Origin of the sequence: Pseudomonas sp. R1-43-08, from assembly GCF_003852255.1 — a bacterium.
GTDB lineage: Bacteria > Pseudomonadota > Gammaproteobacteria > Pseudomonadales > Pseudomonadaceae > Aquipseudomonas.
This window is the reverse complement of record NZ_CP027734.1, coordinates 2,171,790-2,185,612: the sequence shown is the minus strand read 5'-3', so window position 1 is coordinate 2,185,612 and position 13,823 is coordinate 2,171,790. Positions and strand designations below refer to the sequence as shown.

Here is a 13,823-nt window from a genome sequence, read left to right as displayed (position 1 = left end):
CGCCTCCCGTGCCTGCTGTCAACGGGCGCTTGACGTCTGAGCCAGTTATCTACCGCAGCACGCCCGCCGCCGCCCTCTACGTTGACAGTTCATAACCGCGCAACAATGGAGAATGCCGGATGGCGAATGTGACCGTGCCCTACTTTTTCGATGAATTCCTGCATCCTGTCAGCCGCAAGGAGCCCACGCCACGGGAGCGTGCGCTGGGCTTCACGGTGAAAGATCTGAATTGGCTGCACACGCTGTACTACGCCACTGACACGGCACGCAGGGACACGACCTTAAACGAATACCCCATGCTGGTGGAAAGGTTGCTGATCAACCCCACCGGCACACACCCCACCCCACTGGCAGGCGCCTTTGTCATCAGCCCGACGCCGGACGAGGCAAAGGCCGTGCTCTACACCCCGTACAAAGGGCTGGAGTTGTTCGACAGCCACACCGCCCTGCTCAATGAAGTGGACGAGCGGCTGAGGCAACCTGCACAACGCAGCGATTTGCTGCGCTTTTTGTCTATCGACGAGCAGGATGCGCTGCCGCTGGCGGTGCGCCTGACCGCGACCACCTCCGTCATCCAGGGTGCGGTGATGGAGGACCAGCAGCAAGCCATCCTGGACGGCCAGCAGAAAAACGTAGCCGTCATGCTCGATGAGTTGCGCAAACTCCCAAGCCTGCACGGGATGCTCGACACCTTGCTCGGCATCATGGCCCGCCCCTATTTCCCGGGCCTGAACCAGCGCGACACACGGGTGAGCTTCTTCAGCCGTGAGTCGGCCGCTGAAGACCGCCGATGGGTCACCTCCGAGCCCCTGCGCGATGCGCTGTTGCGTTTTTATGTGAATCACGCGTGGCCGACGGACCAGACGCATACTTTTTCCAATATCGGTCTCGACACCGCCACCCATACCCCGGAGCAACAGGCTCAAGACCAGCAGCGTTGGGACAGCGTGATCGAACAAACCAGCGGCATTCTTTCAACGTTATTGAACAGTTTGTTGCAGACCTACTGGAACGAGGACTTCAAGGGCAGCCAGTCACGCCGACGCTTTTTCAGCCGGGTTATCAGTGACAAATGCCGCGTTGACCTGCTGTTCAAGCAACAGGAAATGATTCTGTCCGCCGATCAAAGTCAAAAACTGAGGGCGCTGTTTCTGCCAGACCAAGCCGCGCGTACCGCCTCCGACAGTCGGCTGAGCGTAGAAAAGGTGCGCATACACGCGCCGTTTCAACATTACGTCGATCTGGCCAGCACCCTGATGATCAGCAATTCCCACGCTTACCTCTACACCCAATCACGGGGTTTGCAGGTACTCGCAGACCTGAACGACCTTAACGATGCCCTGTTGAGCATGCTCAAAACCGCAGGACACGAAGATGAGCTGCTCAATTTCCTGTCCGTGGATGAGCGCAGTGTGTTTGTCGGCATGAATCATATTCAGGTGACCGGCAAGCCCGTCGCTGGCGATGTGTTCCAGGAAATCATCGAGGACATCATCGCCAAGCAATTCGACAACCTGGAAACGGCGCTGGGGCTGTTTCGGCGCAGCGCGGGCGGCGTCGACCTGGCCGCACAAGTCGAAAGTGCCCTGGACGTACGGACCATGCTCGACAGCCGTTTGCTGGAGCAGGAGACGGACGGGCGCTGGAGCATCCATCCCATCACCACTGACAGTGGCCGCCCCACCACGGTCCAGGCGGAAAAGTCCAAGCTGCACCTGCAACGATTGCAAGCGATCGAAGCGGCAATGGCCGAGGAGCGCAGCCGGCATCTGACCTTGAGCGAACTGGCAGCCCATGCACTGGACACCGAGTTGACCAAGCGACAATTGGAGCTGAAGGCCGACGAGGTTCATATCAACACCTACCCCACCCAGGCCCTGGAGCGCGAAGTACGCACGCCCGAGGCCTCATCAAGCATGGTCGAGCACTTCATTGCCCGCCTGGCCCGGCAAACCGATGCGCTGAGCGAGTCCACCCTGACCTGGTTCTACGGCGACCGCCATGCAGGGGTCGCCTATAAGCTGAATAACCTGACCTTCGCTACCTTCAATTCAATCATCGAGCAAGCCCTGGGCACGTTTTCACATGACGATCTGCGCGCACTGCCCACTATCTTCCTGAAGAATAACCAGGCGCACCTGAGCCTGGGCATGTTGCGGGGTTTGAGCGGTGAAGCGCAGATGAGACGGCTGCACAAGAGTTTGCCGGCCCAAAGCCTTGCCCTGCTGGACAGCGTTCTTGATGCCGACCACATGACCCGAATGACCCGCCACGGCCTGAACGGGTTCATACCGGATGCCTTTGGCCTGACCCTCAAAACCGACTCGCAGAGCACGCCACAGCCCCTGGCTAACTGTTTTGTGCTGACCGAACGTGGCGGCACGGACCCCATTCATTCAGGAACAGCGCTGCTGTGGACGCCACGTAACGGCTACCAGGCCTATGGGTCGATCAAGGCCCTGCGCCAAGCACTGGAGCAAGGCTTGCAAGACCCCCTGAAGCGATTGACCCTGCTGGAGAACCTGCCGATCTCCAAGCGTGTCCCCCATCAGACCTGGCAGCTCGGCCCACTGCGGCGTATCGACGACGACCTGCTGCACGACCGGCAACGGAGCTACAGCGACTTCACGCGAGACGAGATAGACCATTTATTCTCGATGAAACTGAACGCAAAGCGCTTTCAGGACTGCATGGACAGCATCATCCAACGGGCACCACCGACCAACCTGCCCAGGGCCATTGCCATTGCGCAGGCCCTGATCAACCTGCAGGCGCTGCCGGTATGGTTGGGCATGGCAAGCCCCCGTGAGCAACGTCTGCACGCCGAACTGCTCGAGCAGTACCGCATCAGCGCGCCGGACGAGCGTGACTACCTGCACAACATCACGCCTCTGCGAGACGCGGCCGTGAGCGCCCTTTCAACCCTGCTCGAGGCGCGCTTTCCAGGACAATCGATCCACCCGGACAACGTACTGATACCGAACCGTATCGACTTGAAGGGCAACGCGCAGACCCTGACCGACTTCGCCCTGCGATACCTGCCCGAGCTGCACGCCGAAGACATCCGGCCACAATCGCGTACAGCCGCCGCGTTGCCGGAGGGGCTGAACGGCGATGCCATCGTGCAACTGGTTCGACAAGTGGATTTGAAAAGTACCTTCCAGAAGCTACTGACCACCCACCTCAAAGACCAGACCGAGGATAGCCGCGAGCGTCGTCAATTGTTCTGTCGGCAATTGCCCTGGCAGTTGCTGCACTATGCCCATCAACAAACCCTGGATGAGCGGCTGTCCGCGTCGGCCTGGGGCTTTATCCAGCACGTTTTCGATATGCCTGACGCGCTGGCGCGTGCCGCCGTGGCGGGTGTAACGGCGATCATTCGGCCCCTCGAACTGCTCGCCACCCCAGGCGCGGCGCTGGTCAAAGCGTTGGGCTGCTACTTGATCGGTCCCAAGGCCGGCGCTTCGGGCCCCTTGATCCTGTACGCCCCCTACAGCCCAATACATGGCTTGAAGGAATATGCCAATGAAGCGGCGTTCCTCAACGAGTTGACCACGCCCGGTGCGCTGCAGGACTGGGTAGTCGGCCAGTTGGAGGCGCCCGAGCAAGCCACTTACCGCAATTTGCTCAACGAAAAGCGCCGCCATGAGCACTCGGAGATCAGTTTTGGGGCAACACCTATCGCTGGCAACCTGCTCAAGCAGCTGTTCGAGGACAATGCCGAGATGCTCCAGCGAATGCTGGCTTCTCAGTTCTCGCGATCAGGCCAGGCAGCATGGGATGCTGTCACCAGCCTGCTCACCCAGGAAATCCCCAAAGGCCTGCAGTTCCTGGCCGGCAAGTTGGCCTACCCGTTGGCGGTGTGGCGCAGCTACAAATTGTTCAAAACCTCCGCCGAAGACTTGCAGCAACACCGCTGGCAACATGCGCTCAAAACCTTCATCGCAGGCGTGGCTGCATTAGCCTCCCTGCGCGAGGGCCTGGATCAACTCTTGCCGCAAACGCCCGTCCCAAAGGCAGACGTCAAACCGGATGACGTGGATCTGACGGCACCCTGGCGCACAGAGCTGCAAGCCTTCGAACAGCACGATATCGCCTTGCGCGATCTGGAGCTGAGCGCGCAAAGCCACCTCTATCGGGGCAAGACGGACATCCAGCATTTCGTGTCGTTGGCAGGCAAGGTGTACCCGGTGAAAAGTGCCGGTGAGCGTTGGCGCCTGAACCAGGACGAGCTGCAGGGCCCCTATATACAACGCGACGCCAAGGGTGCATGGGTGCTGGACCTCGACCGGCATCATCCACTGTACGGTAAAACATTGAGTCGCTTCTCAGGCAAGGTTCAGACGCGAGCAGCCGAACGAGACTCCATCAATATCGAAGCGAGGGGGATGAGGGAAATTGCCGCGTTATCCCCCTGGAAAGCCCAGTGCATTGCTGAAGCACTCAACGTGGCGACCTGTTATACGGCCACCTGCAAGCTCAACCTTCTCCACTTCGCGACACACTTGGATCCCCTAAGCCGTATCGGGCGGTTTTTCGGTGAGTTGTTCGGCATTGTCACAATGACGCCCGCTCAGCTGGGAAGAATCAAGCGGCGAATCGATGAAGTACTCAATGAGTTGGGCAACCCCACCTTGATCAACCCCGATTCAACGCGATTTGTCAGCGGCACCCATCGCTACAATCCGCGACAAACTTTTGCTTTCGTAATTCCCAAGGACCCGGACCAGAAAATCTATTTGCTGGACCGCTTCTTCGACCCGCCCATGGACATCTATCAAAACCATCTGAACACCGCATTCGACATCATGGCCCATGCACGAGCTACCATACTGATTCACGAGATCACTCATCTCAAATCCCAGACCGAGGACCTGGCCTACCTGGACAGCATGCGACCGTTCCCAGACCTGATCAAGGTCAGCACCCCGCGCACCAAGCTGATGCAGACCGACCTTTCGGACCTGCGCTTAAACGCGCTGTCCCTCATGACGCCGGTCAGGCTGCTGTTCAAGACATGGGACGACTTCAGTCAAGCATGGGAAGATTTCGGCAGCAGTGAAGCCACTTCGTCGCAAAAGGCAAAGGTACTGAGCACCACCGGATGCCGAACACTGGTTGAGGCTCGGTCGATCTTCATGAGCAATGCCGACAAACGTATCGATACGATCCTGGCCAATGCCGACTCCGTCACCTACATGATCAGTGAACTCGGCCGAAAGCTGGATATAGGAGCCTGAACAGGCTCCCGGCGGGAATGTGCTGATTTTCAGGTCACGCCAAACGAGAACAAGTTCCAATTGATATGCAATTGCCATGACGGCTGTTCTCGCTGTCCGCTTCGGGAGGTTAGAATGTGCGAAATCAGGATGAGTTAATGAGCGAAAAGTCCCTTACAGAAGCCGAATATGACGCCATCACCGACGCCGCCGCGCATTGGTGCATGCTCATGCATGCGGGCGACTGCACGGCGGCGGAGCGTCAAGCCTTTACCCAATGGCACGATGCGCACCCGCTGCACGCTTTCGAATACGCCGCCATGCTGGAAATCTGGGAAGTCGCCGACCACCTGCCCCGCAGCCCGGCGCCGCCGCTGGTGTTGCCGTTCAAGCCGCGCTCGCGTTGGCGCACCTACGCGGTCGCAGCCGCGATTTGCCTCGCCGCGCTACCCCTGGCCGCGTTCACTGGCTGGGAAGCCGGCTGGTTGCCCAGTTCCTATAAGCGTTTCGAAGCGGTCAACGGTTTGCGCAACATCACCCTCGGCGATGGCAGCCAGGTGGAATTGAACCTGGGCACTGAACTGGTCTACAGCGACTACAAGGACCAGCGACGCGTTACGCTGAAAAAGGGTGAAGCGTTTTTCAAGGTCAGCCATGACAGCGCCCACCCTTTCATCGTGCGCGCGGGGGAAGGCCAGGTGCGGGTGACCGGGACTCAGTTCAACGTCTGGAAATACGAAGACAAGGTCCGGGTGATGCTGCTCGAGGGGTCGGTGCAGATCGCCAGTGACAACCTGCACCCCGGCGTGCAACTGAGCCCTGGCATGCAGGCCAGCTATCATCAGGGCGACACCACGCCCGAGGTCCAGGCCTTCAATCCCAATGACAACGCGCTGGCGTGGCGCACGGGCAAGCTGGTGCTCGACAACCTGGCCCTGGCCGACGCCCTGCCGCTGATCAACCGCTACCTGGACAAACCCGCGATGCTGGCGGACGCGAGCACCGGGACCATTCGCATTGGCGGTATCTATAACCTCAGTGAGGTCAACAACCTCATCCCTTCCCTGCCCAAGGTGCTGCCGGTCTACCTGACCCAGAACCAGGATGGCAACCCTGTACTCAACTCCATTCCGCGTAAAACGCCCAAAGGCTGAGCCTGCGGCTACCTGTCCATTTTTGAAACACCCAACTGCGCTGAATCGCCCAGTGGCTGCGGATTCACGATTTTGTCATGGGCACTGTTTCACCAGTGATACAACTGGCGCGAGCGGCGGAGCACATCGCGCCCCTGGGCGACTGTCTCACGCGTGAAACACCCCAGCCGATCAATCCTCCAGCGCAACTCGCAATACACTGAATCCAGAAGAAAAATAAAAAGCGGCACGCCTTCTGCTCTTTCCCTGACAACGCTGTTTAGGGTCAGCGTGAATAACAAGGACTGCCGCCGTGAACGCACTCACTCATGCCTCGATAAACGCACTGCTGATCAGTTGCGTGCTCAGTGCTGGCATCAGCCTGCCGAGCCAGGCGGGTGATGGCGTGATCGTGACAGGGCGCACCGTGCAAGGTCATATGTACGGGCGCACCTCCCTTCCGGACCCCTACCCCAACACCGCCAACGCCAACCCCAGCAAAGAAGTGAACAGCGCCATTTCCGGTGAACTCAGCGATGTGGACATCGGCGGTATTCGCAGCGGTTCGAGCCTTGCGCGTTCCCTGCAGCCCAGCGGTAATCAGGCGGGCTTGAGCGCCACGCAAAACGGCATGTCGACCCTGGGCACCGGCGCAGCCGCCGGCCACGGCGCGGGCAGCGGCATGGGTGGGCAGATCAGTGACTCGATCCAGCGCGGCATGACCCCCTTGAATAACCTCGGCAGCATGATGGGGGGCAAGTAATGAAGCGCCTCGTGCTGATGGTGGCACTGCTGGGCAGTGCGTCGACGATGGCTGACAACACCGCCGTGATCCAAGGCAGCGGTAACCAGTACGAAGGCGTGCTGTCGATCAACCAGGCGGCCGGTAACCAGCAACAGATGTCCAACAGCCGCGCCATTGTCCTTGGCGGCCAGGCCACCAACCTCAACATCCAGAAACTCGACGGCAACGTGGACCCGTCCTTGAACGCCAAGGCGGCGATCCTGGGCACCTCTTTCAGCAACGGCAACGGCGTGCTGGGCATCAACCAGTCGGCCGGGGCCAATAACCAATCGATCAATGCCGTGCGGATCAGTCTCAATCCTGGCCCGCAAAGCATCGATGACAGCGTCCTGTTGCAACAGAACACGACGCAGTTGACCGACTCAGGGCTCACCCCCACCACTGGCAGCCGCCAGGTCGTGACCAGCGACCAGGCCTTCACCGGCAGCCGAGGAGTGATTCAGGTGAACCAGAGTGCCGGGGTGGGGAACCGAGTGGCTAACACCCTGGGTATCACTATCAAGTGAACGCTTGGTAGCACTGGCTGGACCGTACCAACACTTAACCCAACTAATTAGAAGCAAGGAGAAACACCATGAAACCTCAAATGGCTCTGAAACCAATGGTTTTCGCTCTCGCCGCACTCATGGCTGCCGCCGCTCAAGCAGGCGGTGGCTGGCATCCGGCGCCTCAACCTACCGGTACTGTTGCCGCTGTGGTCACTGACGTACAACAAAGCCAGCACAACAAATTCGACGACACCAACACCGAAAACAATGCCTCTGCCGACGGCTCTGTCACCGGCAACAGCGGTAACGTGGGGGTCAATGCGCAGTCGGGTTCCGGCAACCAGGCCGACAACGCCGGTGCCATCTCCAGTGCCAAGGGCGACTTCGCCACGGTGTTCGCGGTGATCGATGTGGATCAAGGCAGCACCCACAACAACTTCGTCAACAAAGGCACGCAAAACAACGCCTCACTGGACAGCTCGGTGAACGGCAACTCCGGTAACGTGGGTTACAACGGCCAGGCCGGGCAAGGCAACCAGGGTAAAAACAACCTGGCGATCACCACCGCTGACGGCAAGAACATCGCAGCGGCGTCCAACACCGAGCAGAACTCGCTCAACAACAGCTACCTCAATAGCGCCACCAGCAGTCATGGCTATGGCAAACCGCAATACGTGTCCAACAACGCCAGCCTCGACAATTCGGTTAACCGCAACTCCGGCAACGTGGGTGTGAACCTGCAATCCGGCGCCGGCAACCAAGGCAGCAACAGCCTGTCGATCGGCCAAGGCTGCAGCGTCTGCGCCAGTGGCGTGCGCTTCTGATCCAACGGGGCCTTGGCAACAAGGCCCCTTTTTATTCCAGTGTCCAACAGGTCATTCGATCATGCGCCTCGCGACCCTCACCCTCCTGATGTTACTCACCGGCCCCGCGTGGGCAGGCACCATGGCGATCTCCGCCATGCCTGGCGGTGCGGTGATTTTCAAGAAGGTCGAGAGCATCCGTGAACGCCGGTTCGCCAACCTGGTGGAACAGAAAACCGATTTCAGCTGCGGTGCCGCGGCACTCGCCACCATCCTGCGCCAGGCCTATTGGCTGGACGTCGACGAAGATCACCTCATCAAAGGCATGCTGCTCACTGCCGATCAGGACCTGGTGCGTACCCAGGGTTTTTCCATGCTGGACATGAAGCGCTACCTCGAAAGCATCGGCATGCGTGCCCGGGGCTACAAGATCGCGCCAGACACCCTGATAACCGTGAAAATACCGGTGGTGGTGTTATTGGAAATTCGTGGCTACAAGCACTTCGTGGTGATGCAGCGGGCCGACAAGGACTGGGTGTATATCGGCGACCCGGTGCTGGGCCATAAGCGCTATTCGCGGGATGACTTCGTCAAGGGTTGGAATGGCATCGTGTTCGCCGTATTGGGCGAAGGCTACGACAAGACCAACGTGTTGCTCGACCCGCCTGCGCCACTGACCGCCAAGAACCAGTTGAACGAGTTCCGGCCCGTAGGCGACGCCGAGCTGATGGATTTCGGTTTTATCCAGAGCGACTTCTTCTAGAAGCGCAATAAGGAGCAGGACGCTCCAGGAGCAAAAGATGAACACTTCCCGTTGGCTGACGGTTTTGTGTCTGGCAGCCTCGATGCCCGCTTATGCTTCATCGGGTTTCAAACCGATCGAACTCAAGGATTCGGAAATGGCCGAGCTGCGCGGCCGCTATGTGATGCCGGGGCGAATCATCAGCTTCGGCATTGTCATGAGCAGCACCTGGACCAATGCGGTGGGCGACAGCATCACCGGCAAGGCCAGCCTGCAGCTCGACAAGGCCACCATTACCCCGCAGTTCTACGTACAAACCACCGGCTCGGCGGGGGCTGGGAGCAACCAGGACGCCGGCGCCGGCAATGTGGTCGGCGGCGCGGGCATTGGCAGTGGCCAGGGTGTGATCCAGAGCGTGCGCACCGCTGGCGATGGCAACACCGCCCACAACACGGTGGGCATCAACGTCACCCAGGACGGCTTTGCCCCTGCCAACATTGTGCAGTCCGGGCAGGTATTGGTGGCCGGCGGCACCGTCAGCGGCGACAGCCCGGCAGGTCATGTCAGCGTGTCGGCCAACCATGGCGGCTTGCAGATGGCGATCCAGGCCAACCACAACCAAGGCAACAGCCTGCAGCAGATCGGCGGCGGGAATGTGCTGCAAGGGACGGTTCTGACCGGTAATAGCAACTTCGTCAACAACATGACCCAACTCAACGTCGTGATGAACAATAACGGTTTGAACAACGGCGCGTTGAACTGCAACCTGGATCAACTCAAAGGCCTACGCACGCTCGGTTATTGAACTACGCTGACCCTCGACACTTACGCACCAAAAAGGACGGCTTATTTCATGCATCGATCGATATCGCTCCGCGCGGTGATCTGTTTAAGTACGCTCTTGCCCGCCTCCGTGCTGCATGCCGCACCGGATGCCGATATCGAAACCCTCAAGCGGGAACTCCTGGAACTCAAGCAACGCTACGACGTGCAGCAAAAGGCCCTGGCCGTGCTGGAACAACGCGTGCGCCAGGTGGAAGATCAACCGGAAGCGCCAGCGCCCAGGCGCCTGGCCAAATCCCCCGCCGACTTCAAGAAAGGCGGCACCGTGGTCGCCGGCACGGGCGCGGCGGCGGCATCGGGTGGCGCCGGCGGTGGCGGCAGCTCCTACGGCCAGTCACTCAAGGACGACTCCGCCCCCGCGCAAAGCGTGAGCAACCTCTACAACGAGGCCAGCGGCTTTTTCGGCAATGGCAAGTTCAGCCTCGAAACCGGTGTCACCTATGCCCGTTATGACGCGCGCCAGCTGACCCTCAACGGCTTCCTCGCGCTGGACTCGATCTTCCTCGGCAACATCAACCTGGACCGGATCAAATCCGACAGTTGGACCCTGGACCTGACCGGGCGCTACAACGTCGACAATCGCTGGCAGTTCGACCTCAACGTGCCGGTGGTCTACCGCGATTCGACCTATCAGTCCGGCGGCGCCGGCAACGATGCCACGGCCACCTCGGAAGGTTCCGTCACCCGCGACCCGACCATCGGCGACGTCAACTTCGGCGTGGCGTACAAATTCCTCGATGAAACCCCTACCCTGCCGGATGCGGTGGTGTCGGTACGGGTGAAGGCGCCTACGGGTAAAGAGCCGTTTGGCATCAAACTGGTCAAGCAGCCCAACAACGACAACCTGTACATACCGGAAAGCCTGCCGACGGGCAACGGCGTCTGGTCGATCACGCCGGGCATTTCCCTGGTCAAGACCTTCGACCCTGCCGTGCTGTTCGGCTCGCTGTCGTACACCCACAACTTCGAAGACTCGTTCGATGACATCAGCAGTGAGGTCAATCAAAAGGTCGGCGGCAAAGTGCGCCTGGGTGACAGCTTCCAGCTCGGCGTCGGCGTAGCCTTTGCGCTTAACGAGAAGATGAGTATGTCGTTCTCGGTATCAGACCTGATACAGCGCAAAAGCAAACTCAAGCCCGACGGCGGCGACTGGCAGTCGGTGGTCTCCAGCGATGCCAACGCCGGCTACTTCAACGTGGGCATGACGATTGCCGCATCGGATAACCTGACCATCGTGCCGAACCTGGCGATCGGGATGACCGATGATGCGCCGGACTTTACCTTCAGCCTGAAATTCCCGTATTACTTCTGATTGAGGGGCGAACGCTGTTAAATGTTGATGGTGCAGGGTCAGTGACCTGCTGTGTCAACTGACATACCGCTATCGGGGGCAAGCCCCCTCCCACATTTTGATTCGGTTTCGTCAGCTGTTTCATGGACAACCAATATTCCCTGTGGGAGGGGGCTTGCTCCCGATGGCGGCCTGACAGCCGACCAGGATGCTGGATCAGGGCGAGTACATATCCGTTGCTGCGGTAACGGCTGCTATGGGTTCCGCCCTTACGGCGTCTCACTTTTGAAAAGCGCAAAAGTAAGCAAAACGCTCTTGCCCCACCACTCGGCACCTCGCCTAGGCTCGGTGTGCCCGTAATCCGACAGTGATTTGGGGGGCCGCCGCCACGCGCCATCCATGGCGCGGGGCGGCTAAACCGGCATCCCTGCCGGTTTACCCCCCAAATCACTATCGGATTCCGGCCAGCGTGGTTTAACGGGGCGCCTAGATCAAAAGCAAGATCAAGAGCGACTCGCTTCGCATCGTGGTTACCGTAGGCTGCTACAAAGTTGTGTAGATACCTATGCCCCGATGGCCCTAGCGAATCTGGTGTTTGTGCAGCAACCGGTAGAACGTCGGCCGGGAAATGCCCAGCACGCGGGCGGCGACGCTCAGGTTATCGCTGTGCCGGTGAAGCACATCGCACAACGCCTGACGTTCGGCGCGGTGTTTGTAATCTTCCAGTGTCGCCATCGGCAGTGAAGCCGCCTGCTCGCCTTGCAGTCCCAGATCAACCGCTTCGATCTGGCGCCCTTCGGCCAACACCAGGCCACGGCGCACGCGGTTGGCCAACTCACGTACATTGCCTGGCCACAGGTGCTGCCCCATCGCTACCAATGCATCTTCGCTGAAGCTGCGCGGGCGGCGGCCGGTTTCCTGGCTATAGAAGCGCGAAAAGTGATTGGCCAGCATCGCCACGTCACCATGGCGTTCACGCAAGGGGGCCGTGACCACTTGCAGGACGTTCAGGCGGTAATACAGGTCTTCGCGGAAAGTGCCCTTTTCCACGGCGGCCTCAAGGTCTACGTGGGTGGCCGCCAGCACCCGCACATCCACCGGGATAGGCTGGCTGCCGCCGACGCGCTCGATCTGTTTCTCCTGGAGAAAGCGCAACAGGTTGGCTTGCAGTTCCATCGGCAGGTCGCCGATTTCATCGAGGAACAGCGTGCCACCGTGGGCGGCCTCGATGCGTCCGACCTTGCGCTGGTGCGCTCCGGTGAAGGCACCCTTTTCATGACCGAAGAGTTCGGATTGGATCAGGTGTTCCGGAATCGCCCCACAGTTGATCGCCACAAACGGCCTGGCGTGCCGCTGCGATTGCCGGTGCAGGGTTTTGGCCACCAGTTCCTTGCCGGTGCCGCTGTCGCCCCGAATCAGTACCGGGGATTCAGTGGGCGCCAACTTCGACAACAACTTGCGCAGTTCACGAATGGGCCGGCTGTCGCCCAGCAGCTCATGCCCAGGCCCACCCACGGGGGTGTTGCCCTTGCCGCGCAGACGCGCCATGCCGAAGGCGCGTCCCAGGGTGACCTGCACCCGCGACACGTCGAACGGCAAGGTGTGGAAGTCAAAGAACCATTCGCAGACGAAATCGCCGACGTTCTGCAGACGCAATACATCCTGGCTGAGTACCGCGATCCACTCGGTGCCGCTACGGCCAATCAGTTCCTTGACCGCTTCGGGGCGCTCCAGATGACACGGCTGCAACCGCAGCAGGCCGACATCGCAGGACCTATCTCCCACCGCTTCCAGGGCACAGCTGTCCACGTCCCATCCGACCGTGCGTAAGCCCGGTAGCAACCCATGGCAATCCGCACACGGGTCGACCACCAGCAAGCGGCGTTGGACGGGGGACACAATCATGAATATTCCTTGGCGTCAGAACAGTAACGTTATTAGAAACAACTGTTTGTGATGACTGACAGGGACCTTAGCAAAATTTTGACGCAGCCTTTGTAACCATTCGCTATAAGTGGGGGCAAAACGCCACCTATGTTTGAACTGTTAACGCCTGGGTTGAGCTTTTAAAACAGCGACTTACATGACATTAGTCAGGAAACATTAAAATTTGTTGCTCTAGCATGTGACCCGTACCCCACCATCGCGCATCAGTACAAGTAACCCACCGCACGGTCAGCCCAACCGCCGGTACTCACTTGAATGGGCATAGAGAGAGACGACCCACATGAACGCTCCGCTGCGCATCAACGAAGCTCTTTTGATTGCAGACCGCGCTTTCCAACCCTTTCAGTGCGTGGCCTGGCACGATGGCAATGGCGCCCTCAGCCTGAGCGTCATCGACCGCACCAATACCCGCATCGGCCGTAAACAGCTGTCCTCGAACACTTACACCGACCCGGCGCAACTGGAAAACCTGTTGTTGCAGGCGCGTGCCGAGCTCGACAAAGATGGCTACAAGTTGCAACAGTGGGCAATGCCCAAGTAAGTCGACAGGTT

At 59.6% G+C, this 13,823-nt stretch carries 10 protein-coding genes; 9 read left to right on the top strand and 1 reads right to left on the bottom strand.

The window, feature by feature from the left end:
* Window positions 1–119 precede the first annotated feature (119 nt).
* The 8 genes from C4J87_RS10095 to C4J87_RS10060 all read left to right on the top strand — a co-directional run bounded on the left by C4J87_RS10095 (window position 120) and on the right by C4J87_RS10060 (window position 11,345).
* Complete coding sequence (locus C4J87_RS10095) at window positions 120–5,240, top strand: dermonecrotic toxin domain-containing protein (protein WP_124366644.1); 5,121 nt, start codon at window positions 120–122, stop codon at window positions 5,238–5,240.
* 137 nt (window positions 5,241–5,377) lie between these two features.
* A complete protein-coding gene (locus tag C4J87_RS10090; protein ID WP_124366643.1) occupies window positions 5,378–6,373 on the top strand; it encodes a FecR family protein in 996 nt (331 codons plus the stop codon).
* Window positions 6,374–6,665: 292 nt separating this feature from the next.
* A complete protein-coding gene (locus C4J87_RS10085) occupies window positions 6,666–7,115 on the top strand; it encodes a hypothetical protein (RefSeq protein ID WP_124366642.1) in 450 nt (149 codons plus the stop codon).
* Complete coding sequence (locus C4J87_RS10080) at window positions 7,115–7,663, top strand: adhesin (RefSeq protein WP_124362393.1); 549 nt, start codon at window positions 7,115–7,117, stop codon at window positions 7,661–7,663. Before C4J87_RS10085 ends, C4J87_RS10080 begins: the two co-directional genes overlap by 1 nt.
* Window positions 7,664–7,731: 68 nt before the next feature.
* Window positions 7,732–8,469, top strand: a complete 738-nt coding sequence (locus C4J87_RS10075; RefSeq protein WP_124366641.1) for a hypothetical protein — start codon at window positions 7,732–7,734, stop codon at window positions 8,467–8,469.
* Between the two features lie 61 nt (window positions 8,470–8,530).
* Window positions 8,531–9,211, top strand: a complete 681-nt coding sequence (locus C4J87_RS10070; RefSeq protein ID WP_124366640.1) for a C39 family peptidase — start codon at window positions 8,531–8,533, stop codon at window positions 9,209–9,211.
* Window positions 9,212–9,248: 37 nt separating this feature from the next.
* Window positions 9,249–9,995: a hypothetical protein gene (locus tag C4J87_RS10065; RefSeq protein WP_124366639.1), complete on the top strand. Its 747-nt coding sequence runs from the start codon at window positions 9,249–9,251 to the stop codon at window positions 9,993–9,995.
* A gap of 48 nt (window positions 9,996–10,043) precedes the next feature.
* Window positions 10,044–11,345, top strand: coding sequence for an autotransporter outer membrane beta-barrel domain-containing protein (locus tag C4J87_RS10060; protein ID WP_124366638.1), 1,302 nt, complete (start codon window positions 10,044–10,046; stop codon window positions 11,343–11,345).
* Between the two features lie 558 nt (window positions 11,346–11,903).
* Here C4J87_RS10060 and C4J87_RS10055 read toward each other — a convergent pair.
* Window positions 11,904–13,229 carry a sigma-54 dependent transcriptional regulator gene (locus C4J87_RS10055; protein WP_124366637.1) on the bottom strand — a complete coding sequence of 442 codons (1,326 nt, stop codon included), beginning with the start codon at window positions 13,227–13,229 and terminating at the stop codon, window positions 11,904–11,906.
* Window positions 13,230–13,551: 322 nt separating this feature from the next.
* Between C4J87_RS10055 and C4J87_RS10050 the strand changes: the two genes are divergently transcribed.
* Window positions 13,552–13,812 (top strand): hypothetical protein, encoded by a 261-nt coding sequence (locus tag C4J87_RS10050; RefSeq protein WP_124366636.1) that lies wholly within the window; start codon window positions 13,552–13,554, stop codon window positions 13,810–13,812.
* The last annotated feature ends 11 nt before the right edge of the window (window positions 13,813–13,823 follow it).